Origin of the sequence: Streptomyces nanhaiensis (assembly GCF_046614825.1) — a bacterium.
GTDB lineage: Bacteria > Actinomycetota > Actinomycetes > Streptomycetales > Streptomycetaceae > Streptomyces > Streptomyces radiopugnans.
Genome location: NZ_JBKJFM010000109.1, coordinates 1 through 21957 on the forward strand (window position 1 = coordinate 1; position 21957 = coordinate 21957).

25 protein-coding genes and 2 pseudogenes are annotated in these 21957 nt (G+C 75.1%); 18 read left to right on the plus strand and 9 right to left on the minus strand.

The features are described 5' to 3' along the window. A pseudogene (locus ACLIYP_RS21245) lies at positions 1 to 382 on the plus strand (sensor histidine kinase); the annotation flags it as partial. Between the two features lie 27 nt (positions 383 to 409). Here ACLIYP_RS21245 and ACLIYP_RS21250 read toward each other — a convergent pair. Beyond that, positions 410 to 745 carry an SCO4225 family membrane protein gene (locus tag ACLIYP_RS21250; RefSeq protein WP_412714716.1) on the minus strand — a complete coding sequence of 112 codons (336 nt, stop codon included), beginning with the start codon at positions 743 to 745 and terminating at the stop codon, positions 410 to 412. Between the two features lie 186 nt (positions 746 to 931). On the opposite strand from ACLIYP_RS21250, the gene ACLIYP_RS21255 reads away from it, so the two are divergent. The 5 genes from ACLIYP_RS21255 to ACLIYP_RS21275 all read left to right on the plus strand — a co-directional run bounded on the left by ACLIYP_RS21255 (position 932) and on the right by ACLIYP_RS21275 (position 3757). Continuing rightward, positions 932 to 1603 carry a response regulator gene (locus tag ACLIYP_RS21255; protein WP_412714737.1) on the plus strand — a complete coding sequence of 224 codons (672 nt, stop codon included), beginning with the start codon at positions 932 to 934 and terminating at the stop codon, positions 1601 to 1603. A 333-nt stretch (positions 1604 to 1936) separates the two neighbouring features. Beyond that, positions 1937 to 2317, plus strand: coding sequence for an SCO4225 family membrane protein (locus tag ACLIYP_RS21260; protein ID WP_412714738.1), 381 nt, complete (start codon positions 1937 to 1939; stop codon positions 2315 to 2317). 146 nt (positions 2318 to 2463) lie between these two features. Further along, entirely contained in the window at positions 2464 to 2883 is a 420-nt protein-coding gene (locus tag ACLIYP_RS21265) for a PPOX class F420-dependent oxidoreductase (protein ID WP_412714717.1), read from the plus strand. A gap of 222 nt (positions 2884 to 3105) precedes the next feature. After that, positions 3106 to 3303 (plus strand): hypothetical protein, encoded by a 198-nt coding sequence (locus ACLIYP_RS21270; RefSeq protein ID WP_412714718.1) that lies wholly within the window; start codon positions 3106 to 3108, stop codon positions 3301 to 3303. A gap of 142 nt (positions 3304 to 3445) precedes the next feature. Beyond that, a complete protein-coding gene (locus tag ACLIYP_RS21275; protein WP_412714719.1) occupies positions 3446 to 3757 on the plus strand; it encodes a hypothetical protein in 312 nt (103 codons plus the stop codon). Positions 3758 to 3797: 40 nt separating this feature from the next. Here ACLIYP_RS21275 and ACLIYP_RS21280 read toward each other — a convergent pair whose 3' ends face one another. Both ACLIYP_RS21280 and ACLIYP_RS21285 read right to left on the minus strand, forming a co-directional pair. After that, a complete protein-coding gene (locus tag ACLIYP_RS21280) occupies positions 3798 to 4028 on the minus strand; it encodes a hypothetical protein (protein ID WP_093659817.1) in 231 nt (76 codons plus the stop codon). A 71-nt stretch (positions 4029 to 4099) separates the two neighbouring features. Then, on the minus strand, positions 4100 to 4567 hold the full coding sequence (locus tag ACLIYP_RS21285) for an NUDIX domain-containing protein (protein ID WP_412714720.1): 468 nt from the start codon (positions 4565 to 4567) through the stop codon (positions 4100 to 4102). Between the two features lie 274 nt (positions 4568 to 4841). Between ACLIYP_RS21285 and ACLIYP_RS21290 the strand changes: the two genes are divergently transcribed. The 3 genes from ACLIYP_RS21290 to ACLIYP_RS21300 all read left to right on the plus strand — a co-directional run bounded on the left by ACLIYP_RS21290 (position 4842) and on the right by ACLIYP_RS21300 (position 6788). Continuing rightward, complete coding sequence (locus tag ACLIYP_RS21290; RefSeq protein ID WP_412714721.1) at positions 4842 to 5249, plus strand: hypothetical protein; 408 nt, start codon at positions 4842 to 4844, stop codon at positions 5247 to 5249. A 38-nt stretch (positions 5250 to 5287) separates the two neighbouring features. Further along, positions 5288 to 5794: a thiol-disulfide oxidoreductase DCC family protein gene (locus ACLIYP_RS21295; RefSeq protein ID WP_412714722.1), complete on the plus strand. Its 507-nt coding sequence runs from the start codon at positions 5288 to 5290 to the stop codon at positions 5792 to 5794. 157 nt (positions 5795 to 5951) lie between these two features. Continuing rightward, positions 5952 to 6788 carry a TetR family transcriptional regulator gene (locus tag ACLIYP_RS21300; protein WP_412714739.1) on the plus strand — a complete coding sequence of 279 codons (837 nt, stop codon included), beginning with the start codon at positions 5952 to 5954 and terminating at the stop codon, positions 6786 to 6788. 45 nt (positions 6789 to 6833) lie between these two features. Here ACLIYP_RS21300 and ACLIYP_RS21305 read toward each other — a convergent pair whose 3' ends face one another. After that, positions 6834 to 7583: an NADPH-dependent F420 reductase gene (locus ACLIYP_RS21305; RefSeq protein ID WP_412714723.1), complete on the minus strand. Its 750-nt coding sequence runs from the start codon at positions 7581 to 7583 to the stop codon at positions 6834 to 6836. Positions 7584 to 7752: 169 nt separating this feature from the next. Between ACLIYP_RS21305 and ACLIYP_RS21310 the strand changes: the two genes are divergently transcribed. From ACLIYP_RS21310 to ACLIYP_RS21345, 8 genes and pseudogenes are all read left to right on the plus strand, one after another. Beyond that, on the plus strand, positions 7753 to 8616 hold the full coding sequence (locus ACLIYP_RS21310; RefSeq protein ID WP_412714724.1) for a TIGR03084 family metal-binding protein: 864 nt from the start codon (positions 7753 to 7755) through the stop codon (positions 8614 to 8616). After that, positions 8613 to 10352, plus strand: a complete 1740-nt coding sequence (locus ACLIYP_RS21315) for an acyclic terpene utilization AtuA family protein (RefSeq protein WP_412714725.1) — start codon at positions 8613 to 8615, stop codon at positions 10350 to 10352. Before ACLIYP_RS21310 ends, ACLIYP_RS21315 begins: the two co-directional genes overlap by 4 nt. Further along, a complete protein-coding gene (locus tag ACLIYP_RS21320) occupies positions 10349 to 11953 on the plus strand; it encodes an acyl-CoA carboxylase subunit beta (RefSeq protein WP_412714726.1) in 1605 nt (534 codons plus the stop codon). Before ACLIYP_RS21315 ends, ACLIYP_RS21320 begins: the two co-directional genes overlap by 4 nt. A gap of 9 nt (positions 11954 to 11962) precedes the next feature. Continuing rightward, entirely contained in the window at positions 11963 to 14038 is a 2076-nt protein-coding gene (locus tag ACLIYP_RS21325) for an ATP-binding protein (protein ID WP_412714727.1), read from the plus strand. After that, positions 14035 to 15225 (plus strand): acyl-CoA dehydrogenase family protein, encoded by a 1191-nt coding sequence (locus ACLIYP_RS21330; RefSeq protein WP_412714728.1) that lies wholly within the window; start codon positions 14035 to 14037, stop codon positions 15223 to 15225. Before ACLIYP_RS21325 ends, ACLIYP_RS21330 begins: the two co-directional genes overlap by 4 nt. A 29-nt stretch (positions 15226 to 15254) precedes the next feature. Further along, a pseudogene (locus ACLIYP_RS21335) lies at positions 15255 to 15581 on the plus strand (AMP-binding protein); the annotation flags it as partial. An 83-nt stretch (positions 15582 to 15664) separates the two neighbouring features. Next, on the plus strand, positions 15665 to 16459 hold the full coding sequence (locus tag ACLIYP_RS21340; RefSeq protein WP_412714729.1) for an enoyl-CoA hydratase family protein: 795 nt from the start codon (positions 15665 to 15667) through the stop codon (positions 16457 to 16459). Beyond that, the gene (locus ACLIYP_RS21345; protein ID WP_412714730.1) at positions 16444 to 17043 is read left to right on the plus strand and encodes a TetR/AcrR family transcriptional regulator; all 600 of its coding nucleotides are present in this window, start codon (positions 16444 to 16446) and stop codon (positions 17041 to 17043) included. The genes ACLIYP_RS21340 and ACLIYP_RS21345 overlap by 16 nt, the downstream gene beginning before the upstream one ends. A gap of 58 nt (positions 17044 to 17101) precedes the next feature. Here the strand turns inward: ACLIYP_RS21345 and ACLIYP_RS21350 are convergent, their stop codons facing one another. Together ACLIYP_RS21350 and ACLIYP_RS21355 are read right to left on the minus strand one after the other, a co-directional pair. Further along, positions 17102 to 19135 carry an oxidoreductase gene (locus tag ACLIYP_RS21350; protein ID WP_412714731.1) on the minus strand — a complete coding sequence of 678 codons (2034 nt, stop codon included), beginning with the start codon at positions 19133 to 19135 and terminating at the stop codon, positions 17102 to 17104. Positions 19136 to 19256: 121 nt separating this feature from the next. Then, complete coding sequence (locus ACLIYP_RS21355; RefSeq protein WP_412714732.1) at positions 19257 to 19649, minus strand: nuclear transport factor 2 family protein; 393 nt, start codon at positions 19647 to 19649, stop codon at positions 19257 to 19259. A gap of 158 nt (positions 19650 to 19807) precedes the next feature. Between ACLIYP_RS21355 and ACLIYP_RS21360 the strand changes: the two genes are divergently transcribed. Further along, the gene (locus tag ACLIYP_RS21360) at positions 19808 to 20413 is read left to right on the plus strand and encodes a PadR family transcriptional regulator (protein WP_412714733.1); all 606 of its coding nucleotides are present in this window, start codon (positions 19808 to 19810) and stop codon (positions 20411 to 20413) included. Between the two features lie 72 nt (positions 20414 to 20485). Here the strand turns inward: ACLIYP_RS21360 and ACLIYP_RS21365 are convergent, their stop codons facing one another. The 3 genes from ACLIYP_RS21365 to ACLIYP_RS21375 all read right to left on the minus strand — a co-directional run. Next, on the minus strand, positions 20486 to 20851 hold the full coding sequence (locus tag ACLIYP_RS21365; RefSeq protein ID WP_412714734.1) for an MmcQ/YjbR family DNA-binding protein: 366 nt from the start codon (positions 20849 to 20851) through the stop codon (positions 20486 to 20488). Positions 20852 to 20909: 58 nt separating this feature from the next. Beyond that, positions 20910 to 21530, minus strand: a complete 621-nt coding sequence (locus ACLIYP_RS21370) for a GNAT family N-acetyltransferase (RefSeq protein WP_412714735.1) — start codon at positions 21528 to 21530, stop codon at positions 20910 to 20912. Continuing rightward, on the minus strand, positions 21527 to 21957 hold a 431-nt coding region (locus ACLIYP_RS21375; RefSeq protein WP_412714736.1), incomplete at its 5' end, for a penicillin acylase family protein. The genes ACLIYP_RS21375 and ACLIYP_RS21370, both read right to left, overlap by 4 nt.

Below are 21957 nucleotides of genomic sequence, written 5' to 3' on the forward strand. Positions count from 1 at the left end.
CGCCGCCCGGGTGCCGGTGTGGGCGGCGGTGGGGCGGGCGGGCGCGGCCGCGCGCGCCCGCGGCGCCCGTACCGCCGCCCGTGAACGGGCGGCGGTCCAGGAGGCCGTACGGCAGGCGGCGGAGGCGGTGCGCGCCCAGCGGCAGCACGTCGCCGAAGGGCTGCGCGGGACCGTCCTGGAGCGGGCGGGCCGGGTGGTGCGCAGCGCCGAGGAGGGACGGCTGGATGACGTGGCGGCCGAGGCACGGGCTGCGCTGGCCGCCATGCGTGAACTGCTCGCCACCCTCCACGAACCCGGCGACCGGACCGCCCGGGCGCCGGCCGCGAGGACCCCGGCGCGGGAAGGCGCCCCCGCGCCGCCGCGGGCGGCGGTGGGCCCCTGAGCGAGACGCCGCGGGCGGGGCGTCGGGTTATCGGGCGTCGCCGGTGCTCCGCCCGCCCCGCCCCAGCGCGCGTACGCACCAGTTGATCAGGGCGGCGTTCGCCAGGGCGCTCACGACGACGATCGACAGATAGGTGAGGATCCCCTCCCCGGGCGCGACCAGGAGCAGCATGCTCAGCGGAGCGGTGGCCAGCACGGGGACGACCCCCGCCATGGAGGCGTCCTCGTGGCTCACGAGGAAGGCGTCCGCCGACACCCACAACAGCAGTGCGCCGCACAGCGCGAGATAGGCGCGGGCCGTCCACGTCCCGGCCACCGCCGAGACGGCGCGCCGTACGCGCCGCCGGTGCCGTACGCCGCCCACCCTGCCCCCGATCCCCGTGCCCGTCCCCGGTCTCCGCCGCGCCGGCGGCGGCGGAGGAGCGCCGTCCAGACTATCCCGCCCACCGTGGCCGGACCGGAGCGGACGGGAGCGGACGGCCCCGCGCGCATGGGACGATGGCGCCCGGTCGGCCGGAGCGTCCTCCGGCCCGGGGCAGGGGGTGGACCCATCGCCGTTCGTGTGCTGGTCGTCGACGACCAGGCCGTCGTCCGCGCGGGATTCGCCGCGATCGTCGACGCCGAACCGGATCTGTCGGTGGTCGGCGAGGCCGGTGACGGCGCCACGGCCGTGGAGCTGACGGCGGAACTCGGCCCCGACGTGGTGCTGATGGACATCCGGATGCCCGGCATGGACGGTCTGACGGCCACCCGGCTGATCGCGGGCGGCCCGAGCGGGGCCCGTGTCCTGGTGCTCACCACCTTCGACCTCGACTCCTACGTCTTCGAGGCCCTGTGCGCCGGGGCCTCCGGGTTCCTGCTCAAGGACGCCCGGGCCGACGACCTCCTGGCCGCCGTCCGCGTCGTCGCCTCCGGCGACGGCATCCTGGCACCGGCGGTGACCGGCCGCCTCATCGCAGCCTTCGCGCAGGGCGGGCCGGTCCGCCCCGAGGCCGGCGAGGCGCTGGAGCGGCTCACGCCACGCGAACGGGAGGTGCTGCTCCTGGTCGCCTCGGGACTGACCAACGCCGAGATCGGCGAGCGCCTGGGCGTCTCCACGGGGACGGTCAAGACCCATGTGAACGCGCTGTTCGGCAAGTTGGGGCTGCGCGACCGGGTCCAGGCGACCATCCTGGCCTACGACACCGGGCTGATCAGGCCGCGCACCACCTCCACGCGGTAGACGCCCCCGCCGGCCCGTCCCCGGCCGGGCGAAGGCCGCCCGCAGTACCCGCGGTGCCCGCCGACCGCCGACCGCCGACCGCCGACCGCCGACCGCCGGTATGAGACCCCTCTACCCAGAGGTGGAGGGGAGGTTCCTGCCGGTGGCCGAGGAGTTCGCGGGTTCCCCGGCGCGATCCTGGAGTCACAGGCCGGCGCGGCCCCCCGGAGCCCACACCCCCGGGAGGGACGGTGCGTGCGGCACGTCCGGCCGGCGAGCGCCGCGAACCCCCGTGGAACGCGCGGCACGACTGGCAGCGGACGACGAACGGGAAGAAAGGGACGGGTGAGCGAGATGGCCGTGCACGACGGTACGCGGGGCAACGGGGACAGGGACGGCAACGGTGAAGGGAACGGCAGGGGGCGGCTTCCGCTGCGCGCCGGAGGCGTCGCGGACAACTGGCCCGCCCGGATCTACCTGGCGGTGTGCGCGGCACTGGTGCTGTGGGTCGTGCTGGACGCGGCGGTCCTCCCGCACGAGGACGCCTCGATGGCGGGGGTGTGGCCCGTGGCGGCCACCGCCCCCACCAGCCTGCTCGCCCTCGCCGTGCCGCTGCCCGACGGTCCCGTCGGGGCGGCGCTCCTGCTGGGCCTGGTCTCTCTGGCCGCCGTGGTCAACGCCTGGGTGTTCAGCGCCGTTCTGCGCCGGATACGCACGCGCGCCGCGCACGCCTGAGGCCTCCCGCGGGCGGCGGCGCGCCACCGCCGCCCGCACCCGTGAGCGCTCCCGCGATCGGCGCCGGCGGTGTGTGATGCTGGGCGGAACCATGCCGGTCGGACGGCGTACAGCGACGTACAGCGACGTGCCGAGGAGGGCCACCCATGTCGAAGCCACCGCTTCCCGAAGCGGCCGTGACCATGCTCGAGAAGGCCAATCCGGCCGTCATCACGACCCTGCGGCCGGACGGCCAGCCGGTGTCCACCGCCACCTGGTACCTGTGGGACGACGGCCGGGTGCTGGTGAACATGGACGAGGCCCGCAAACGGCTGCAGCACGTGCGCAACGACCCCCGGGTCACCCTCACCGTGCTCGACGAGGGCAACTGGTACACCCACGTCAGCCTCATCGGCCGCGTCGCCGAGATCCGCGACGACCCGGAGCTGGCCGACATCGACCGGCTGGCCCGCCACTACCTCGGCGAGCCGTATCCGCGACGGGACCGCCGTCGCGTCAGCGCCTGGATCGAGATCGACCGCTGGCACGGCTGGGGCTCGCTGAAGGACAGCGACCAGCCCGGATGACAGCCCACCGGCCTTGTGTCCGGCCCCATCACATGAGGGGCCGGACACAAGGCCGTCCGGACGCGGGCGGGCGCCACGGGCCCGGCGGCGTACCGCGGGGCGGAGGGCGGGCCGCGGCCGGGCCGCGAGGCCCGGTCGAGGGGGCCGCGAGCGGGCAGGAGTGTTCTTCTCCGTACGGGGCACCGGTCGTGACAGCCCGGTTCGGTTGTTTCAGGAGGCACCGTGACGGAAACCGTCGTTCTCATCCTCGGCCTGGTGGTCGCGCCCATAGCCGCCCTGGCCCTGCTCACCTGGGGCCTGAACGGCACCGTGTGGCTGCTGGACCGCTTCGCCGGCCGGAGGGCGGCGGTGGCTCGGACCGTGCGGTGGCGGGCGCCGGGGACGAGCCCGGGCGGCGGCGCCGAGACCCTTCCCCGCTGACTTCCCACCGCCTCCAGACGGCCTCCACGCAACCTCCACGCCGGTTCTCCGCGGGGTCTCCGCCGGCCCCGCGCTGACCCTGCCGGGGCATGGAGGGGGGAATCCGGCATGGCATCCGGCCCGGCCGGTCACACGTCGAAGCATGAGCGATTCACCGAGCACACCCCCCACAGACCCGGTGGACGAACAGGCAGTCCGGCGCCTGGTACCGGTCTGGCTGGAGGAAGCCGCCCACCACGACGCGGACGCGGCCGAGCGGGCCCGGCGGGAGTGGGAGCAGGGCCGCCTGTCCTCCGACGCCGCCAGGGAACTGGCCGACTGGGTGACGGCCCGGGTCACCGACACCGGGTTCAACCGGGACGAGGGGCCTTCCAGGCAGGGCCCCGCCCCCGTCAGCGTCGCCGACAAGGCCGCGGTCCACCGGTGGCTGGCCGCCCGGGGGCACGACGTGTGAGGCGGCGCCGGAATCCGGCAGTCCGGCGGCGGGCGGCGGCTCAGGCCCAGGTGTACTTGTCCCCGCCCACCCAGCGCACGGTGGCCGGGTCGTCCAGGTCCACCGGACTCAGACCCGCGTCGTACGCCAGCCGGACCACGTCGGTGAGGTCATGGGCGAGGCCCACCGGCTCCCCTCTGACCTGGACGGTGCGGAACGGCCGGTCCCCGTGTGTCACGCCCCAGACGATGATCGGTGGCTGCGGCGGCGTCTCGTCGGTCACGTCTCCCATCGTGTACCGCCGCGGGCGGCCCCGCACCCCGGCTACGCGTCCCGGCCCCGCAATCCGGCTACGCGTTCCGGCTACGCGTCCCGGCCCGGGCCGGCCCCGCGCTCGATCAGAGGCCGGTGCGACTCCTGCAGCCCCTCGGGCAGGTCGCCGGGCGCGAACCACCTCGCCTCCAGGATCTCGAGGGGGGCGACCCGGAGGGTGCCGCCGGTGAGCCGGGCCTCGTAGGCTACCTCCGCCCGCAGCCGGTACCCGCTGGTGAGGCGGACGAGTTCGCCGACGCGCACCTCGAGCCCGGTCTCCTCGCGCACCTCGCGGACTACCGTCTCCTGGAAGGTCTCGCCCTTCTTCGCGTACCCCGTCGGCAGGCCCCAGGGGCGGTCCTGGCGCCACATGCGGTGTCTGAGGAGGAGCACGGCGCCGTCCTCGTCGCGCACGACGCCGGTGACGCCCACCATGAACTTCGGGTTGGCCAGCCACAGCAGGCGCCACTGCAGCCGGCCGCCGATGCGGTGCCAGATCCGGGCGGCGATCCTCTTCACGGGGTCTTCTCCTTCGGTGGGTCCGGAGTGGGGCGCCGTCCGCGCCGCGCCGGTGCGCGGCCGTGCGGAGGTGCCGCCGTTCACGATGACGCACCCGCCCCACCCGGCGCGTCAGGCGCTCGGGCCGGCCGGTGCGCGCCGCCCGCCGACCGTACGCCTCCTGCCCCATCCCCCTTGCCGCGCAAGCGACTTGAACGTGTTCAAAAACAGGTCTACAGTCCGGTGCAACAGCTTTTTGAACACGTTCAAAGAGCGCTTCACGAAGGGTGGGGGCATGGACCTCACTGTGGTCACGTACGTCGTCTACCTGGCCGTCAGCGTCGCTCTGACGGTCTGGGTGGCGCGCACGCTCAGCAGGAACGGGCAGATCTTCCTCGAGGACGTCCTGCGCGGGAACGAGAAGCTCGCGGACGCCGTGAACCACCTGCTGGTGGTCGGGTTCTACCTCGTCAACCTCGGCTTCGTCGCCCTGTATCTGAGGGTCGGGGCCCCGGTGGACGACACCAGGGGGGTGTTCGAGGCGCTGTCGAAGCAGCTCGGCGTGGTGCTGCTGGTCCTCGGTGTGCTGCACCTGGGGAACGTCTACGTCCTCAACCGGATCCGGCGGCGGAGCGCGATGGAGCGCGAGCAGACGCCTCCGGTGCCCCCGCAGGGCTGGACCGCTCCGGCCGCCGGGGCGTGACGGGCGTGACGGGGACGGCCGCCGGAGACCGGGGCGCCGTGCGCGTCCCGGTCCGCCGGCTGACGGTGCTCTACGACGCGGACTGCCCGCTGTGCCGGCACATCCGCGACTGGCTGGCGCGGCAGCGCCGGCTCGTCCCTCTCGACCTGGTGCCCGCCGGCTCGCCGGAGGCGCGGCGCAGACTGCCCGGACTCGACCACGGCCGGACCCTGGAGGAGATCACGGTCGTGGGAGACGGCGGGCAGGTCTACCGGGGACCGACCGCCTGGATCGTGTGCCTGTGGGCCCTGGCCGAGTACCGGCCCACGGCCCACCGGCTCAGCACCCCGGCGGGCGCGCCGCTGGCGCGCGCGGCGGTGCTCGCCGCGGCGAAGTACCGGCGGGCGGCGCGCAGGCCGGACGGGAGCGGCGACTGGGGCGGGCGGGCCTACCGCACGGACGACGGCTGGAGTTACGCCCCAGGCACGGGCTGGACCTTCACCGGCCAGGCCCCGCGCTCCTCCCTCCCCCCGGCCTGCGGGGGGAGCTGCCCGGCGCCCGATTAGGCTCATCCGTGTGGAAGCAGCACCGAAATCCGTGCACGAGGACGCCGCGGCCGGCTCCTGCGAGCCTCCCGCGGCCCCCGGAGGCGGGGAGCGGGGCGGACCGGGGAAGGCCGCCGGACCGGCCAGACGGCCCAGGAGCGAGCAGACGCGGGCCCTCATCCTGGAGACCGCCCTGCGCCTGTTCCGCGAGCGCGGCTACGACCGCACGACGATGCGCGCCATTGCCCAGGAGGCCGGGGTCTCCGTCGGCAACGCGTACTACTACTTCGGGAGCAAGGAGCACCTGATCCAGGGCTTCTACGACCGGATCGCCGAGCAGCACCAGGCGGCCGCCGAAGCCGTCCTGGACGGCGAGAGGGACCTCGCGGCACGCATCCGCGGGGTCCTCCTCGCCTGGCTGGACATCGCCGAGCCCTACCACGAGTTCGCGGCCCAGTTCTTCAAGAACGCCGCCGATCCCGACAGTCCGCTCAGCCCCTTCTCCGCCGAGTCCGAGGGGCCGAGGGAGGCGGCGATCGAGGTCCACCGCAGGGTCCTGGCGGGGGCGGACACCGCCTACGCCCCCGAACTCGCCGAGCAGTTGCCCCGGTTGCTCTGGCTCCAGCAGATGGGCCTGGTCCTGTTCTGGGTCTACGACCGCTCCGAGGGCTCGGCGAACAGCCGCCGCCTGGCCGAGCGCGTGGCGCCGATCGTCGCCCGCGCGATATCCCTCACCCGGTTCCGGCTGCTGAGGCCCCTGGTGCGCGAGACCCACGAACTGCTCAGCGACTTCATGCCGACGGCGGCGGGCATGGCGGCGAACGGCCCGCAGCGCGAGGAGCCGGGAAAACCGGGGAAACCGGCAAAGCCGGAGAAACCGGGGAGACGGAAGCCGGGAAGGAAGCCGGCCGGTGCGAAGGAGGGGGGAGGCGGGACGGCCGGCGGGCGCCCGGCCTCCAGCGACCCCGCCTCCAGCACGCCCGCCTCCGGCACCCCTGCCTCCGGGGAGGGCTGAGGGCGCCCGGCGCGGGATGCCCGGCGCGGGACGCCCGGCCCGGCGTCAGGCGCGGAAGTCTGCCGGACGCTCCGGGGACGCCTCGGCCAGCGCGGCGGCGACCTCCCCGGCGCCGGCCCGCAGCCCGTACACGGGCGTGCCGGGCTGCTGGCGCCAGGAGTCGTCGACACCGCCCGCGTCGACGGTGTCGAAGCCCATCTCCTCGATGAGGTCCCGCACTCGGCGCTTGGCGTCCTCGTCGTCCCCGGCCACCGGCAGGGCCATGCGCTCCGGGTCGCCCGCGGGTCGCGGCCTGTCGACGATGTCCTGGGCGTAGGTGCCGTTGAACGCCTTGACCACCGGGTGGCCGATCTGCCGCTCGGTCCAGCGGCTCTCGGTCAGCCCCTCGTCCTCGATGGCGTCGATCCGGCCGTCGCGCTGCCGCGGGTAGTAGTTGCCCGTGTCGATGACGGCCACCCCGGGGGCGGCTCCGTCGAGCAGCCCGGAGGGCAGGTCGGGCACGGCCTTCAGCGGGACGGTGACCACCACGACCTCCGCGCCGCGCGCCGCCTCGGATGCGGCGACGGGGGTGGCCCCGGTCTCCTCGGCCAGTGCGGTGAGGGTGTGCGGTCCGCGTGAGTTCGCCACCGACACGTCGTGGCCGAGTGCGGTCAGCCGCCTGGTCAGATTGCCGCCGATGTTGCCCGCGCCGATGATGCCGATCTTCATCGTTCGCCCTTCAGTGTCCGTCGGTCGGGGCGACCGGCGGCCGCCCCCTGCCGGCCCGGCCGGGGGCCGGGGCCGCTCCCTGCGCAACCCCGGTGCCGGGTGATCTGTTCCCCGGTCCGCCGCTTCGCCTCGTCCGATGCCGACGGAGGAAACAACCGGGACCGCAGAAAATCATGCATGCGTGCTTGATTGTTTCCTCCGTCCCTGCCACGCTCGCCGGACGGAGAGCCCGCACGGCCGAGGTGAGGGAGGGCGCATGCCGGGCACGGCTGCGGACGAGGTGCTGGAGGACCTGCGGCGCGAGGGCGAGGAACTGGACGCGCTCGTCGCGCCCCTGGCGGAGGAGACCGGCGGGCGGTGGACGGCCGCCACCGCGGCGCCCGGCTGGACCGTCGCCCACCAGATCGCCCACCTGGCCTGGACCGACGAGCGCGCCCTGCTCGCCGCCCGCGATCCCGAGGCGTTCCGGCGGGAGGCGGAGGCGGCGTTCGCGGACCCCGCCGCCGTGGACACCTACGTCGACGACGGTGCCCGCCGCGGCGCCGAGCTGCCGCCCGGCGCGCTGCTGGCACTGTGGCGCGCCGGGCGGCGGACGCTCGCCGGCACGCTCCGGGAGCTGTCCGCACGGCCGGGCAGGCACCGCATCCCCTGGTACGGGCCGCCGATGAGCCCCGCCGGCATGGCCACGGCCCGGCTGATGGAGACATGGGCGCACGGCGAGGACATCGCCGGGGCCCTCGGCGTGCGGCGCGAGCCGACCGGCCGTCTGCGCCATGTCGCCCGACTCGGCGTGCGGACCCGCGACTTCGCCCACCTGGTGAACGGACTGGAGCCGCCCGCCGAGCCGTTCCGCGTCGAACTCGTCCCGCCCCCGGCGGCCGGAGGCGCCCCCGGCGAGCTGTGGACGTACGGCCCCGAGGACGCGCCGCAGCGCGTCGGCGGGCCCGCGCTGGACTTCTGCCTGCTCGTCACCCGGCGCGTCCACCGCGACGACACCGCCCTGCGCGCCACCGGCGCCGCCGCCGAACGCTGGCTCTCCGTCGCCCAGGCCTTCGCGGGCCCGCCCGGCGCCGGGCGGGCGCCGGGGGCGCGCAGCCGCGGGGACGGGGGTGCGCGGTGACCCCCGCCCCCGGCGGCGGGGGAGGGGTGCTGCGGATCGGGAACGCCTCAGGCTTCTACGGCGACCGCTTCGACGCGGTGCGCGAGATGCTCACCGGCGGTGAGCTGGACGTCCTGACCGGCGACTACCTGGCCGAGCTGACCATGCTGATCCTGGGCCGGGACCGGATGCGGGACCCCGGCCTCGGCTACGCCAGGACCTTCCTGCGGCAGTTGGAGGACACCCTCGGCCTCGCCGTCGAACGCGGTGTGCCGCTGGTGGTCAACGCGGGCGGACTCAACCCGGCCGGCCTGGCCGGCGCGGTCAGGGAGCTGGCCGCCGGACTCGGCCTGCCGGCCAGGGTGGCCCACGTCGAGGGCGACGACGTGACCGCCCGCGGCGGCTGGGGCGAGGGCGTCCTCACCGCCAACGCCTACCTGGGCGGGGCCGGCATCACCGCCTGCCTGGAGGCGGACGCCGACGTGGTGGTGACCGGCCGGGTCACCGACGCCGCGCTGGTCACCGGAGCCGCCGCCGCCCGCTTCGGCTGGGACGCGGGCGACCCCGGCGACCGCGACGCGCTTGCCGGCGCCGTGGTCGCCGGGCACGTGCTGGAGTGCGGCACCCAGGCCACCGGCGGCAACTACGCCTTCTTCGCCTCCGAGGGGATCGACGTGCGCCGCCCCGGCTTCCCGCTGGCCGAACTGCACCGCGACGGCAGCTCGGTGATCACCAAGCACCCGGGCACCGGCGGTGCCGTGACCGTCGGCACCGTCACCGCCCAGCTCCTGTACGAGACGGCCGGCGCGCGCTACGCCGGGCCCGATGTGACGGCGCGGCTGGACACCGTACGGCTGCGGGCCGACGGCGAGGACCGGGTGCGGATCGAGGGCGTGCGCGGCGAGCCGCCGCCCGCGCTCAAGGTGGGCCTGACCCGCCTGGGCGGCTTCCGCAACGAGGTGGTCTTCGTCCTCACCGGTCTGGACGTGGAGGCCAAGGCGGCGCTGGTGCGCGAGCAGATGGAGGACCGGCTGGACGCCGCGCCCGGCGGCCGCCCGGCGGAGGTCCGCTGGACCCTGGCCCGCACCGACCGCGCGGACGCGCCCGTACAGGAGGAGGCGAGCGCCCTGCTCCGCCTCGTGGTGCGGGACGCGGACGCCGACCGGGTGGGGCGGGCCGTCAGCGGCGCCGCCGTCGAGCTGGCGCTCGGCAGCTACCCCGGCTTCCACGTCACCGCCCCGCCGGGCAAGGGGGCGCCGTACGGGGTGTTCGGGACGGCGTACCTGGACGCGGCCGAGGTGCCGCACACGGCCGTACTGCCGGACGGGCGGCGGATCCCACTGCCGCCGCCCCGCGCCACCCGTCCCCTGGAGGCGGTGGCCGAGCCGCCGCTGCCCGAGCCGCTGCCGAGGGAGAGCCTGGACGCCACCCGGCGGGCGCCGCTGGGCGCCGTGGCCGGGGCTCGCAGCGGGGACAAGGGCGGCAGCGCCAACATCGGCGTGTGGGCGCGCGACGAGCGGACGTGGCGCTGGCTGGCGCACACCCTCACCGCCGACCGGATGCGCCGGCTGCTTCCGGAGGCAGCCGAGTTGCCCGTCACCAGGCATGTGCTGCCCGGCCTGCGCGCTTTGAACTTCGTCATCGGCCGCATCCTCGGCGAGGGCGTGGCCTCCCAGGCCCGCTTCGACCCGCAGGGCAAGGCGCTGGGGGAGTGGCTGCGCTCCCGCCGCATCGACATACCCGAGGAGCTGCTGTGACCGTGCTGCGCTCGACGCTGGACACCGCGGCGCCGGAGTACGCCGCCGACCGCGAGGCGATGCTCGCGAAACTGGACGCACTGGCGGCCGAGCACGCCAAGGCCCTGGCCGGCGGCGGCGAGAAGTACGTCGCCCGCCACCGCGGGCGCGGCAGACTCCTGGCCCGCGAGCGGATCGAGCTGCTGCTCGACCCCGACACCCCCTTCCTGGAACTGTCCCCGCTGGCGGCCTGGGGCAGCGACCACACCGTCGGCGCCTCGCTGGTCACCGGCATCGGAGTGGTCGAGGGCGTCGAGTGCCTGATCACCGCCAACGACCCGACCGTGCGCGGCGGAGCCAGCAACCCCTGGACGCTGAGGAAGGCGCTGCGGGCCAACGAGATCGCCCGGGCCAACCGGCTGCCGCTCATCAGCCTGGTGGAGTCCGGAGGGGCGGACCTGCCCAGCCAGAAGGAGATCTTCATCCCCGGCGGCGCGCTCTTCCGCGACCTGACCCGGCTCAGCGAGGCCGGCATCCCCACGATCGCGGTCGTCTTCGGCAACTCCACCGCGGGCGGCGCCTACGTCCCCGGCATGTCCGACCACGTGATCATGGTGGACCGGGGCGCCAAGGTGTTCCTCGGCGGACCGCCGCTGGTGAGGATGGCCACCGGCGAGGAGGCCGACGACGAGGAGCTGGGGGGCGCGGGCATGCACGCCCGCGTCTCCGGTCTCGCCGACCACTTCGCGGTGGACGAGCCCGACGCGCTGCGCCAGGCCCGCCGCGTCGTCGCCCGCCTCAACCGGCCCAAGGCCCACCCCGCCCCCGACCCGGCGGCCGTACGCCCGCCGCGTTACGACCAGGACGAGCTGCTGGGCGTCGTGCCCGGCGACCTGAAGATCCCCTTCGACCCGCGCGAGGTGATCGCCCGGATCGTCGACGACTCCGACTTCGACGAGTTCAAGCCGCTGTACGGCACCAGTCTGACCACCGGCTGGGCGACCCTGCACGGCTACCCCGTCGGCATCCTGGCCAACGCCCGCGGTGTGCTGTTCAGCCAGGAGTCCCAGAAGGCCGCCCAGTTCATCCAGCTCGCCAACCAGCGCGACATCCCGCTGCTGTTCCTCCACAACACCACCGGCTACATGGTCGGCACCGAGTACGAGCGGGGCGGCATCATCAAGCACGGCGCGATGATGATCAACGCGGTCTCCAACTCCAAGGTGCCGCATCTGTCGGTGCTGATGGGGGCGAGCTACGGCGCCGGCCACTACGGCATGTGCGGCCGGGCCTACGACCCGCGCTTCCTGTTCGCCTGGCCCAGTGCCAAGTCCGCCGTCATGGGCCCGCGGCAGCTCGCCGGAGTGCTCTCCACCGTGATGCGCGAGTCCGCGGCGGCCAGGGGCAGGCCCTACGACGAGGAGGGCGACGCGGCGCTGCGCGCCATGGTCGAGCAGCAGATCGAGGCCGAGTCGCTGCCGGTGTTCCTGTCCGGGCGGCTCTACGACGACGGCGTCATCGACCCGCGCGACACCCGCACCGTGCTCGGCATGTGCCTGTCGGCCGTGCACGGCGCACCGGTGGCGGGCGCGCGCGGCGGCTTCGGCGTCTTCCGGATGTGAGGAGTGGACATGTCGACACAAGCGGACGCGGGGCGGACCATCGGCTCCGTCCTGGTCGCGGGCCGCGGCGAGATCGCCCGGCGTGTCTTCCGCACCTGCCGGGAACTGGGCGTCGCCACCGTCGCCGTCCACTCCGACGCGGACGCGGACGCCCCCCACGCGCGGGAGGCCGACGCGGCAGTGTCGCTGCCCGGCGACGCACCCGCCGACACCTACCTGCGCGGCGACCTGATCGTGGCGGCCGCGCTGGCGGCGGGTGCGGACGCCGTCCACCCCGGCTACGGCTTCCTCTCGGAGAACGCCGGCTTCGCCCGGGCGGTGCTGGAGGCGGGCCTGGTCTGGATCGGCCCGCCGCCCGGGGCGATCGAGGCCATGGCGTCCAAGACCCGCGCCAAGGAGCTGATGGACAGGGCCGGAGTGCCCCTGCTGGCGCCGGTACGGCCCGGCGAGGCACGCGAGGAGGACCTGCCGCTGCTGGTCAAGGCCGCGGCCGGCGGCGGCGGGCGCGGCATGCGGATCGTGCGCGAACTGGCCGCGCTGGAGGACGAGGTACGTGCCGCGTCGGCGGAGGCGGCGGCCGCCTTCGGCGACGGGGAGGTCTTCGCCGAGCCCTACGTCGAGCGCGGCCGCCATGTGGAGGTGCAGGTGCTCGCGGACGGCCACGGCACGGTGTGGGCCCTGGGCACCCGCGACTGCTCGCTCCAGCGCCGCCACCAGAAGGTCATCGAGGAGGCCCCCGCGCCGCACCTGACCGGGGAGCAGCGCGCCGCACTGCACGGTGCGGCCGAGCGCGCCGCGCGCGCGGTCGGCTACCGGGGCGCGGGCACGGTGGAGTTCCTCCTGGCACCGGACGGGCGGGCGTACTTCCTGGAGATGAACACCCGCCTCCAGGTCGAGCACCCCGTCACCGAGTGCGTGTACGGCCTCGACCTCGTCGCGCTGCAACTGCGGATCGCCGAGGGCGCCCCGCTGCCCGCCGCGCGGCCGCCCGAGCCGCGCGGCCACGCCGTCGAGGCCCGCCTCTACGCGGAGGACCCGGCCCGGCGGTGGCGCCCGCAGACCGGGCGGGTGCACCGTCTGGAGGTGCCCGCCGGCCCCGGGGTGCGGCTGGACGCGGGGGTGGCCGGCGGCGACGAGGTCACCGTCCACTACGACCCGATGCTGGCCAAGGTCATCGCCTGGGCGCCCACCCGTGCCGAGGCCGTGCGGAAGCTGGCCCACGCGCTGGAGCGGGCCCGCATCCACGGCCCGGCCACCAACCGCGACCTGCTGGTGCGCTCGCTGCACCACCCCGACTTCGCCTCCGGACGCCTGGACACCGGCTTCTACGACAGGCATCTGGCGCACCTGTGCCAGGAGCCCCCGGACGGCGAACGGCGCCTGCGCGCGGCGGCGTTCGCGGCGGCGCTGGCGGACGCCGAGGCGCGCCGCACGGCCGCGCGGACCGTCTCCGGGCGGCTCGGCGGCTGGCGCAACCTCCCTTCCTGCCCGCAGACCAAGTGCTACCGGGCCGAACCCGGCGGGGCGGAGCTGGAGGTGCGCTACCGGCCCGCGCGCGGCGGCCCGCCGCTCGCCGAGGACCTGCCGGGCGTACGCGCCCTGCGGGTCGCCGCCGACCGCGTCGAGCTGGAGATCGACGGCGTACGGCACCGCTTCGACGTCGCGGCGTACCCGGACGGGCCGGACGGGCCGGGCGGCGGGGAGGACCGGGCGAGGGTCTTCGTGGACTCGCCGCTGGGTGCGTACGCCTTCACGGCGCTGCCGCGCTTCCCCGATCCGCGCGACCGCGCCGAGCCCGGCTCGCTGCTGGCGCGGATGCCCGGCACGGTCGTGCGCCTCGCCGACCGCCTCGCCGCGGGCGACGCGGTGACGGCGGGGCAGCCGCTGCTGTGGCTGGAGGCGATGAAGATGGAGCACCGCGTCACGGCGCCTGCCGACGGGGTGCTGCGGGAGCTGCGGGTGACCGCCGGACAGCGCGTGGAGGTCGGCGCCGTCCTCGCGGTCGTCGCCTCCGAGGAGCAGGACCGCACCGGCGGCGAGGAACCGCCGGCGAGTCAGGCAACCGACGAAGGGGCAGGGGCATGACCACCGAACGGTGCGCCGGGCACACGGGAACGGCACTGCTGGAGACCGGCGAGCAGCGGGCGCTGCGCGCGGCCGTCGCCGCACTCGGCGGGCGCTACGGCCGCGAGTACTTCGAGCGGGTGCGCCGGGCGGGCGGGCAGACCGACGAACTGTGGCGGGAGGCGGGAAAGCTCGGCTACCTCGGTGTCAGCCTCCCCGAGGAGTACGGGGGAGGAGGCGGCGGCATCACCGAGCTGTCGATCGTGCTGGAGGAACTGGGCGCGGTGGGCTGCCCGCTGCTCATGCTCATCGTCACCCCCGCCATCACCGGCACCGTCATCGCCCGCTTCGGCACCGGGGAGCAGAAGCGCGCCTGGTTGCCCGGACTGGCCGACGGCAGCCGGAAGATGGCGTTCGGCATCACCGAGCCGGACGCCGGCTCCAACTCCCACCGCATCACCACCACCGCCCGCCGCGACGGCGGGGACTGGGTCCTGAACGGCCGCAAGGTCTTCGTCTCCGGCGTGGACATAGCCGACGCCACCCTGATCGTGGGCCGCACCGAGGACGCCCGCACCGGACGCCTCAAGCCCTGCCTGTTCATCGTCCCCCGGGACGCCCCCGGCTTCTCCCGCAGCGTGATCGAGATGGAACTGTCCGCTCCCGAGAAGCAGTTCGAGCTGGTGCTGGACGACGTACGGCTGCCCGCGGACGCGCTCGTCGGCGACGAGGACGCCGGGCTGCTCCAGCTCTTCGCCGGACTCAACCCCGAGCGGATCATGACCGCCGCCTTCGCCCTCGGCATGGGCCGCTTCGCCGTCGGCAGGGCGGTGGACTACGCCCGCACCCGGCAGGTGTGGAAGGAGCCGATCGGCGCCCACCAGGCCATAGCCCACCCGCTGGCCGAGGCGCACGTCGAGATCGAACTGGCCCGCCTGATGACGCGCAAGGCGGCCCTGCTGTACGACGCGGGCGACGACGCGGGAGCGGGCGAGGCGGCCAACATGGCCAAGTACGCGGCGGCGGAGGCCTGCGCGAAGGCCGTCGACCGCGCCGTGCACACCCTCGGCGGCAACGGCCTGACCAGCGAGTACGGTCTGGGATCCCTCGTCACCGCCTCCCGCGTGGCCCGCATCGCGCCGGTCAGCCGGGAGATGGTCCTCAACTTCGTCTCCCACCAGACCCTGGGACTGCCCAGGTCCTACTGAGCCACTCCGCCCTTCCTCCGGAGGACACCGTGTTCCGCAGCGAGTACGCCGATGTCCCGCTCCTCGGCCGGCCCGTCCGCGACGCCGTCCCGGGGGCGTCAGCCCGCGGCTTCGCCGACCGCCCCGCACTGGTCGACGGGGTGGAGGGCACCGAACTCACCTACGCGCAGCTCGACGGCCTCAGCCGCCGCATCGCCGCCGCGTTCGCCGCATCCGGCCTGCGCAAGGGCGACGTGCTCGCCCTGCACGGCCCCAACACCATCGCCTACCCGGCCGTCTTCCACGCCGCCACCCGGTGCGGCGCCGCGGTCACCACCGTCCACCCGCTGGCCACCGCCCGGCGGGCGGCCGAACGCGCCGGCGGCGGCGAGACCCTGCGGCGCGAGCTGCGGGCCGGGGAGCGGGCCGGGGAGAAGGACGGGGAGAGGGGTGCCACGGCATGACGGCCACGGACGGCGGGGGAGGCAGGGGCGACGGGCCCCTGGTGCGGAGCTCGGCCGGGCGGGGCGTCACCACCCTCACCCTCGACTCGCCGCACAACCGCAACGCCCTCTCCGCCCGGCTGGTGGGCGAGCTGTACGCGCACCTGGAGGCGGCCGGGCGCGACCCGGACACCCGGGCGGTGCTGCTCACCCACACCGGCACCACCTTCTGCGCCGGCGCGGACCTGGGCGAGGCGGGCGCGGCGGCCGGGCCGACCGGCGCCCCCCTGGGCCTGGCACGGCTGCTGCGCACGGTCGTGGCCTTCCCCAAACCCGTCGTCGCCCGCGTCACCGGGCACGTACGGGCGGGCGGCGCCGGACTGCTGGGCGCCTGCGACATCGCGGTGGCCGGCCCCGGCGCGACCTTCGCCTTCACCGAGGCGCGGCTCGGACTGGCCCCTGCGGTGATCTCCCTGCCGCTGCTGCCGAGGCTGGACGCGCGGGCGGCCGGGCGGTACTACCTGACCGGCGAGCTTTTCGGTGCGGCGGAGGCGGCCCGCATCGGGCTGGTCACCATCGCGGCCGAGGACGTGGACGCCGCGCTGGAGCCGGTCCTGGACGGGCTGCGGCGCGGCTCGCCGCAGGGCCTGGCGGAGTCCAAACGCCTGGTCACGGCGGAGGTGCTGCGGGTGTTCGACCGGGACACCGATAGCCTGGCGGAGCTCTCCGCGCGGCTGTTCGCCTCGGACGAGGCGCACGAGGGCATGTCCGCCTTCCTCGAACGACGGGACCCCCGATGGGTGCACCACTGACCGTACGGGGCAACGCGCCCAAGCAGGACCGCAGCCGCGCCACCCGGCGGCGTCTGCTCCAGTCGGCCGTGGCCTGCCTGGCCGAGCGCGGCTGGGCGGGCAGCACGGTCGCGGTCGTGGCCGAGCACGCGGGCGTCACCCGCGGGGCGGCCCAGCACCACTTCCCCACCCGTGAGGACCTGTTCACGGCTGCGGTGGAGTACGTCGCCGAGGAGCGGTCGGCCGTCCTGCGGGACCTGCCGCGCCCGGCCGGCGCGCGGGAGGCCGTCGAGGCGATCGTCGGCCTCTACACCGGTGAACTCTTCCGCGCCGCGCTCCAGTTGTGGGTGGCCGCCGCCAACGAACCGCAGCTCGCGCCCCGGGTGGTCGCGCTGGAGGCGCGCATCGGCCGGGAGACGCACCGCATGGCGGTGCGCCTGCTGGGCGCGGACGAGAGCGTGCCCGGAGCGCGGGAGACCGTGCAGGGCCTGCTCGACATGGCCCGCGGACTGGGCCTGGCCAACCTCCTGACCGACGACGGCGCCCGACGCGAGCGGGTCGTGGCCCAGTGGGCGGCCGTCGTCGAGGCGGCCCTGCGCGGCTGACGGCCGTCCGTCCCGCGCCTGCGCGGGAGCGGGACGGACGGCCGCCGCGGACCGCGTCCTACAGGGCGGCCGCCAGGCGGGTGCCCTGGTCGATCGCGCGCTTGGCGTCGAGTTCGGCGGCGATGTCGGCGCCGCCGATGAGGTGGGCCTTGACGCCGCGTCCGGCCAGCTCGTCGTACAGGTCGCGCCGGGGCTCCTGCCCGGTGCACAGCACGACGGTGTCCACCGGCAGCACCTGGGGCTGTCCGTCGACGGTGATGTGCAGGCCCTCGTCGTCGATGCGCTCGTAGGTGACGCCGGCGAGCATGGTGACACCGCGCTGCCTGAGCTCGGTGCGGTGGATCCAGCCGGTGGTCCTGCCCAGGCCCGCGCCGACCTTGCTCGTCTTGCGCTGGAGCAGGTGGACGGTGCGCTCGCCGGAGGGGTGGACGGGCTCGGTCAGACCGCCGGGGGAGCGGTACTCGGTGTCGACGCCCCAGCGGGCGAGGAACGCCTCCGTCGTCTCCGGGCCGCCCGGCGCGCCGTCCGGCCCGGGGTGGGTGAGGTAGGCGGCGACGTCGAAGCCGATGCCTCCCGCGCCCAGGATCGCGACGCGCCGGCCGACGGAACCGCGGCCGTGGAGGACGTCGAGGTAGCCCACCACGCTGGGGTGGTCGACGCCGGGGATCTCGGGGACGCGGGGGGTGACCCCGGTGGCCAGGACGATCTCGTCGTGCCCGGCGTCCGCGAGCTGCCCGGCGGTGACCTCGGCGCCCAGGCGCTGCTCGACGCCGAGGGCGCCGAGCCGGTGGCGGTAGTAGCGCAGGGTCTCGTCGAACTCCTGCTTGCCGGGGACCCGGCGGGCGGTGTTGAGCTGCCCGCCGATCTCGGGGGCCGCGTCGTACAGGGTGACGGTGTGGCCGCGCTCGGCCGCGGAGACGGCGAAGGCGAGCCCGGCCGGTCCGGCGCCGACCACCGCGATGTCCTTGACCCGGCGGGTGGGCTCCAGGACCAGCTCGGTCTCGTGGCAGGCCCGGGGGTTGACCAGACAGGAGGTGATCTTGAGGCTGAAGGTGTGGTCCAGGCAGGCCTGGTTGCAGCCGATGCAGGTGTTGATCGCCTCGGGGGTGCCGGCGGCCGCCTTGGCGACGAAGTCGGCGTCGGCGAGCATGGGGCGGGCCAGGGAGACCATGTCGGCGTCGCCGTCGGCGAGGATCCGCTCGGCCAGCTCGGGGTTGTTGATGCGGTTGCAGGTGACCAGCGGGACGGAGACGGACCCCATCAGCCTGCGGGTGACCCAGGTGTACGCGCCGCGGGGCACGGAGGTGGCGATGGTGGGGATGCGCGCCTCGTGCCAGCCGATGCCGGTGTTGATGATGGTGGCGCCCGCGGCCTCGACGGCCCGGGCCAGCTCGACGACCTCGGGGAAGGTGGAGCCGCCGGGGACCAGGTCGAGCATGGACAGCCGGTAGACGACGATGAAGTCCTCGCCGACGCGCTCGCGGACCCGGCGCACGATCTCGACGGGGAAGCGCATGCGGTTGGCGTACGAGCCGCCCCAGCGGTCGGTGCGGCGGTTGGTGGCGGAGGCGATGAACTCGTTGACGAGGTAGCCCTCGGAGCCCATGATCTCCACGCCGTCGTAGCCCGCGGACCGGGCGAGGGCGGCGCAGCGGGCGAAGTCCTCGATCGTCTGCTCCACCTCGGCGTCGGTGAGCTCGCGCGGGGTGTGGGGGCTGATCGGGGCCTTCAGCGGGCTCGGGGCGACGAGGTCGGGGTGGTAGGCGTAGCGGCCGAAGTGGAGGATCTGCATCGCGATGCGGCCGCCCTCGGCGTGGACGGCGTCGGTGACGGTGCGGTGGCGTTCGGCCTCCTCCTCTGTGGTGAGCATGGCGCCGCCGGGGTAGGGGCGCCCGGCCTCGTTGGGGGCTATGCCGCCGGTGACGATCAGGCCGACGCCGCCGCGGGCGCGTTCGGCGTAGAAGGCGGCCATCCGGGAGAAGCCGTCGGGGGCCTCCTCCAGCCCGACGTGCATCGAGCCCATGACGACCCGGTTGGGCAGGGTGGTGAAGCCCAGGTCCAGGGGCCGGAGCAGATGGGGGTAGGCGGTCATGCGGTCGGTCTCCCGGTTCGGTGCGCGCGAGGGCGGCGGTGCGGTGGGGCTATGGGGCAGGGACGGGGCGGGCGGTGCGGTGTGACGGGGCTGCGGGGCGAGGGGCCGGGCGGGCCGGCGGTCAGCGGCCGGCGGCCTCGTGCGAGATCCGCTCGAACTGCGCGCCCATGGCCTCGGCGAGCGCCTGGGCGGCGGACAGCGGGCGGACCATGACGGTGAGGTCGTCGATCCTGCCGTCCTCGTCGAAGTGCAGGAGGTCGCAGCCCTGGACCTGCCGGCCGCCGACCGTGGCGGTGAAGACGAGGACGTGGTCCCGGCCGCCCGGGTCGGAGATCTCACGGGTGTAGGAGAAGTCCTCGAAGACCCGCATCACACCGCGCAGGATCGCCGCGGTGATCGCCTTGCCCTCATAGGGCCTGAACGCGACGGGGCTGGTGAAGACGACGTCCTCGGCCAGCAGATCCGCCAGCGCCTGCTCGTCGCGGGCCTCCACGGCACGCCGGAAGGGGTTCATGCCGACCACCTCTATAGACAAAAAGTTTACTAGGTGCGTTGGAGGGTAGATCCTGGCGGGGAGTCTGTCCACACCCGGCCGGAACCGCGCCCGCGGGCTCCGGGCCGATGCGGAACAGTCGATTTGTCGGCAGGTCGCCCCCGTGCTCCAATACGGGGATGGCTCTGCGCAACGCGGTGATGGCGGCCCTACTGGAAGGCGAGGCGTCGGGCTGGGACCTGGCCAAGGGGTTCGACTCCTCGGTCGCGAACTTCTGGACCGCCACCCCCCAGCAGCTCTACCGCGAACTCGAGCGCATGGAGCGGGAGGGGCTCGTCGCCGCCCGCGTCGTCCAGCAGGAACGGCGGCCCAACAAGCGCCTGTTCTCACTGACCGAGGCGGGATACGCCGCACTGCGCGACTACACCGCCGCCGCCCTCGCCCGGCCCACCGTCATCCGCGACGAACTTCTGGTCAAGGTCCAGAGCGCCGACGTGGGCGACATCGAGGGCGTCCGGGCCGCCGTCGAGACGCAACTGGAGTGGTCGACGGCCAAGCTGGCCCGCTACGAACGCGGGCGCGCCAAGCTGCTGGACGGGCGCACCGAGGAGGAGTACCTCGCGCAGGCCCGGCGTGTGGGCCCCTACCTCACGCTGCTGCGCGGCATCGCCTTCGAGCGCGAGAACCTCCAGTGGTGCGAGACCGCCCTGAGGGTCCTGCGGCAGCGCGGCGCCGACGCCGGCGGACGCGGGGACGACATGGAGGAATCCGGCCGCCGGAGGTGAGGGGCCGGTGAGGGGCCGCACGCCTCCACCGCGTCCGGCCCCCATCGCCTCGAACCGGCCCCGGGGCCGCGCCTACGGGCCCACCGCGCCGCCCGGCACCAGGTCCGGATGCGCCTCCAGCAGCCGCTCGGGGGCCGCCTGCCGCCAGGAGTCGACGAGGATGTCGCGCAGCTCGGCGACGTCCTCCAGGGCGGCCAGCCTGACCCGCACCCATGCCGAGGACGCCTCGTGGGGCGGCACCCAGAACTTCTCCGGCTCGGCCGCGATCAGCTCGGTGCGCTCGTGGCGCGGGCAGCGCACGGCGACGGAGGTCTCGTCGTCGGGGACGGTGAGGTACATCTTCCCGGCCACCCGGAAGGTGGGCATGCTCCATGCCTCCTTCTCCACGGTCTCCGGGAGGGACAGCGCGATACGGCGGACGTCGTCGGAATCGATCACGGCAGCACCGTAGCCGTGCCCACCGACACACCCGTGCCGTGCCGGGGCGCCGCGGCCCTCAGGAGGTCCGGGAGGCGGTGCGGGAGAGGAAGGCGTCCCGGTCGAGGAAGACCAACCGGGCCCGTTTCTCCGGCAGTTCGACCTCGGGGCCGAGGACGAAACCGGTCCGCAGCAGCCGGGAGACGGCCGTCTCGTTGCGGGCGTCGGGCTCGGCGACGATCCGCCTGCGGCCGGGGTCCTCGGCCAGCAGGTGGGCCAGGAAGACGGTCAGCAGGGTGCCGGTGAAACCCGGCCGCGGCCCGCCGTCCGCGGGGCCGACCATCAGATGGATGCCGAAGTCCCCCGGCCGCACCTCGTAGTACTCGCCGACCGGGTCGGCGTCCGGCTCGTAGGTCTGGAAGAGGGCGACCGGCCGGTCGTCGAGGTGGATCAGATAGGCGTGGTGCGTGGACAGGGAGTCCAGGTACTCGTAGGTCTCCAGGACCTCCTCGCGGGTGTGGTCGAGCATCCCCCAGAAGCGGGCCCGCTCCCGGGTCACCCAGCCGTACAGCAGGTCGATGTCGCGGGCGGGGTCCACGGGGACGACGCGGACGGTGCCGAAGCCCTCGACGCGGGTCTCGTGCACGGCTTCGCGGCGCCGGGGGGACGGGGCGCCGGAGGGCGCGGCTGGGGTGGTCAATTCTCTCCTCGGTCGTGCGGTGCGTGCGGTACGTGCGGTGAGTGCGGTGCGGGCCGGCCGTGCGGTACGGCGGGCTCCTCGGTGAGCCGGTCCCAGTCGGTGACGACCGGGACCAGCTCGCAGCGCGCCCACAGCGGGAGCTGGTCGCGGTGGTGCGGGTCCCCGGGCACGCCCGAGGCGCCGAGCGGCACCACCCAGGCGCTGTCCTCGCGTCGGGCCAGGTCCCACACGTAGCGGGCGGCGGAGGCGCGGGCGCTCAGGTCGGTGACCCCTGGCACGCTGGAGGTTGCCAGTACGCAGTCGTGGTCGCCGTCCAGGGCCGGCCAGGACTCGCCGGGGCCGGCCGGCAGCGCCCGCCAGGGCGCGAGCCGGTGGGTGTCGCCCCACCGCGCCGGCGGGCCCTGGGCGGCGGCCTCGCGGGCCGCCA